Genomic DNA, 3,428 nt, shown 5'->3' on the forward strand with positions numbered 1-3,428 from the left:
GGGGTCGCCTCAGAAAACGGAAAATAAAGCACGCTAAGCCGGTTGCAGCGGTCGTAGCGGCCTGAACTTGCCCGCGCCGATCTTGGCGCTGCTGCGCCAGAGGTAATCGCCGGTGAGGTTGATGTGCTCCCAACCGAGCGGCGACAGGTACTGCAACAGCGCGTCATCAACGGCATGGCCGTTGCCACGCAGCGCGTGCGCAGCCCGTTCCAGATAGACCGTGTTCCACAACACGACGGCAGCCGTTACCAGATTGAGGCCGCTAGCCCGGTAGCGCTGCTGCTCGAAACTGCGGTCGCGGATTTCACCCAGGCGGTTGAAAAACACTGCCCTGGCCAGCGCATTGCGCGCCTCGCCCTTGTTCAGGCCGGCATGCACGCGGCGGCGCAGTTCCACGCTTTGCAGCCAGTCCAGGATGAACAGCGTGCGCTCGATGCGGCCCAGCTCGCGGAGCGCCACGGCCAGGCCGTTCTGGCGTGGGTAGCTGCCGAGCTTTCGGAGCATCAGGGAGGCCGTCACCGTGCCCTGCTTGATCGAGGTGGCCAGCCGCAGGATTTCGTCCCAATGGGCGCGGACGTGCTTGATGTTGAGCGTGCCGCCGATCATGGGTTTCAGCGCGTCATAGGCGGCGTCGCCCTTCGGGATGTAGAGCTTGGTGTCGCCCAGGTCGCGGATGCGCGGCGCGAAGCGGAAGCCCAGGAGGTGCATCAGGGCGAAGACGTGATCGGTGAAGCCCGCCGTGTCGGTGTAATGCTCCTCGATCCGCAAGTCGGACTCGTGGTACAGCAGGCCGTCGAGCACGTAGGTCGAATCGCGCACGCCGACGTTCACGACCTTGGTGTGAAATGGCGCGTACTGGTCAGAAATGTGGGTGTAGAACGTCCGCCCTGGGCTGCTCCCGTATTTCGGGTTGATGTGGCCGGTGCTCTCGGCCTTGCTGCCGGTGCGGAAGTTCTGGCCGTCCGACGATGAGGTGGTGCCGTCGCCCCAGTGCTCGGCGAAGGGATGGCGGAACTGTGCGTTGACCAGATCGGCCAGCGCCACCCCGTAGGTTTCGTCGCGGATGTGCCAGGCTTGCAGCCAAGCCAGCTTGGCGTAGGTCGTGCCGGGGCAAGACTCCGCCATCTTGGTCAGGCCCAGGTTGATCGCGTCGGCGAGGATCGTGGTCAGCAACAGGTTCTTGTCTTTGGCCGGGGCGCCCGATTTCAGATGCGCGAAATGCCGAGTGAAGCCCGTCCATTCGTCCACCTCCAGCAGCAGTTCGGTGATCTTGACGTGCGGCAGGATCATTGCCGTCTGGTCGATCAGCGCTTGGGCGGTGTCGGGTACCGCCGCGTCGAGCGGCGTGATCTTCAAGCCTGACTCGGTGATGATGGCGTCCGGCAGCTCGTTGGCCGTCGCCATACGGTTGACGGTGGCAAGCTGTGTTTCCAGCAGCGTCAGCCGGTCGTTCAGGTACCGGTTGCAGTCGGTGGCCACGGCCAGCGGCAATTCGCTGGCCTGCTTGAGGCTGGCGAATTTCGCGGGCGGCACCAGGTAGTCCTCGAAGTCCTTGAACTGGCGCGACCCCTGCACCCAGATGTCGCCGGAACGCAACGCGTTCTTCATCTCCGACAGCGCGCACAGTTCGTAGTAGCGCCGGTCGATGCCGGTGTCGGTCATGACCAGCTTCTGCCAGCGCGGCTTGATGAACTCGGTCGGCGCGTCGGCGGGCACCTTGCGGGCGTTGTCGCTGTTCATGCCGCGCAGCACCTCGATGGCGTCGAGCACGTCCTTCGCGGCGGGAGCGGCCCGCAGCTTGAGCACGGCAAGGAATTCCGGCGCGTAGCGGCGCAGCGTGGCGTAGCTTTCGCCGATGCGGTGCAGGAAATCGAAGTCCTCGGGCTGCGCAAGCTTCTGCGCTTCGGTGACGCTCTCGGCGAAGGCATCCCAGGACATGACGGCCTCGATGGCGGCGAACGGATCGCGGCCCGCCTGCTTGGCCTCGATCAGCGCCTGGCCGATGCGGCCGAACAACCGCACCTTGGCGTTGATCGCCTTGCCGGACGCCTGGAATTGCTGCTGATGCTTGTTCTTGGCGGCGTTGAACAGCTTGCCCAGGATGCGGTCGTGCAGGTCGATGATTTCGTCGGTGACGGTGGCCATGCCCTCGATGGCAAGCGCCACCAGGGTGGCATAGCGTCGCTGCGCCTCGAACTTGGCCAGGTCGGCGGGCGTCATCTGGCCACCCTCACGGGCGATCTTGAGCAGGCGGTTCTGGTGCACCGACCGCTCGATGCCAGAAGGCAGGTCGAGCGCCTGCCACGCTTTGAGGCGTTCGATGTGTTCCAGCATGTGCCGCGAATTCGGTTTGACGGGCGATTGGCGCAGCCAGGCCAGCCAGGTCGTTTTGCCGTTGTCCCGACGCTTGAGCAGATCGTCGAGGCGGCGGCGATGCGCGTCCGACAGCGGTTCGGCCAAGGCATCGTAGATGCGCCGGTTGGCGCGGGTGATTGCTTCGGCGCTCGCCCGCTCGACGGCGTTGAGGGCAGGCAGAATGACCGACTGCTGCCGCAGGTGCTCGATCAAGGTGCTGGCCAGCACGATGCCCTTGTCGGTCTGCAAGGCCATCTCGGTCAGCAACTGGACGGCCTGCCGGTAGTGGCCCATGGTAAAGGGCTGGAAGCCGAACACCGTTTGCAGTTCGACCAGGTGCTCGCGCCGGGTCTGCTCCCGCTGCCCGTATTCGTCCCAGCTTTCGACGCTGACCTTGAGCTGGTCGGCGACCAGTTTCAACAAGGGCGGAAACGGCGGCTCATCGACGCCCAGGATGACACCAGGAAAGCGCAGGTAACAGAGCTGCACGGCGAAGCCCAGCCGGTTGGCCGGGCCGCGCCGCTGCCGGATGATGGAGAGGTCGGTTTCGCTGAACGTGTAGTGACGGATCAACTCATCCTTGGTGTCCGGCAACGCCAGCAGGCTTTCGCGCTCGGCGGCGGACAGGATTGAACGACGTGGCATATTTACTGATCCGTTCTCAAGTATTGATACAGGGTTTCGCGACTGATTCCGAATTCACGAGCCAGCTTGGTCTTTTGCTCGCCAGCCTCGACACGTTGGCGCAGTTCGGCAATACGCTCAGACGACAGGGATTTCTTCCTGCCACGGTAGGCCCCGCGCTGCTTGGCGAGCGCGATGCCCTCGCGCTGCCGCTCGCGGATCAAGGCGCGTTCGAACTCGGCGAACGCGCCCATTACCGACAGCATCAGGTTCGCCATCGGCGAGTCCTCGCCGGTGAAGGTCAAATGCTCCTTAACAGGCTGCGGAAATACCCAACGGGCGCAGCTTCGCTGCTGACGCAAGGGCTCGTTTTTCGATGATGCGGGTCGACTCCGACGCCAAAACACCCCATTTCAAGCCCATTTTGGCCTGATCTGAGGCCATTTCGG

At 64.0% G+C, this 3,428-nt stretch carries 2 protein-coding genes; both read right to left on the reverse strand.

Annotated features, from left to right (window positions below; translation table 11 throughout):
• Nucleotides 1–33: 33 nt before the first annotated feature.
• Nucleotides 34–3,000, reverse strand: coding sequence for a Tn3 family transposase (locus ABG80_RS08105; RefSeq protein WP_058087225.1), 2,967 nt, complete (start codon nucleotides 2,998–3,000; stop codon nucleotides 34–36).
• Between the two features lie 2 nt (nucleotides 3,001–3,002).
• Nucleotides 3,003–3,257, reverse strand: coding sequence for a recombinase family protein (locus ABG80_RS08110; RefSeq protein WP_000002015.1), 255 nt, complete (start codon nucleotides 3,255–3,257; stop codon nucleotides 3,003–3,005).
• Nucleotides 3,258–3,428: the final 171 nt, after the last annotated feature.

Source organism: Aquabacterium parvum, from assembly GCF_001447195.1.
Lineage (GTDB): Bacteria > Pseudomonadota > Gammaproteobacteria > Burkholderiales > Burkholderiaceae_C > Aquabacterium > Aquabacterium parvum.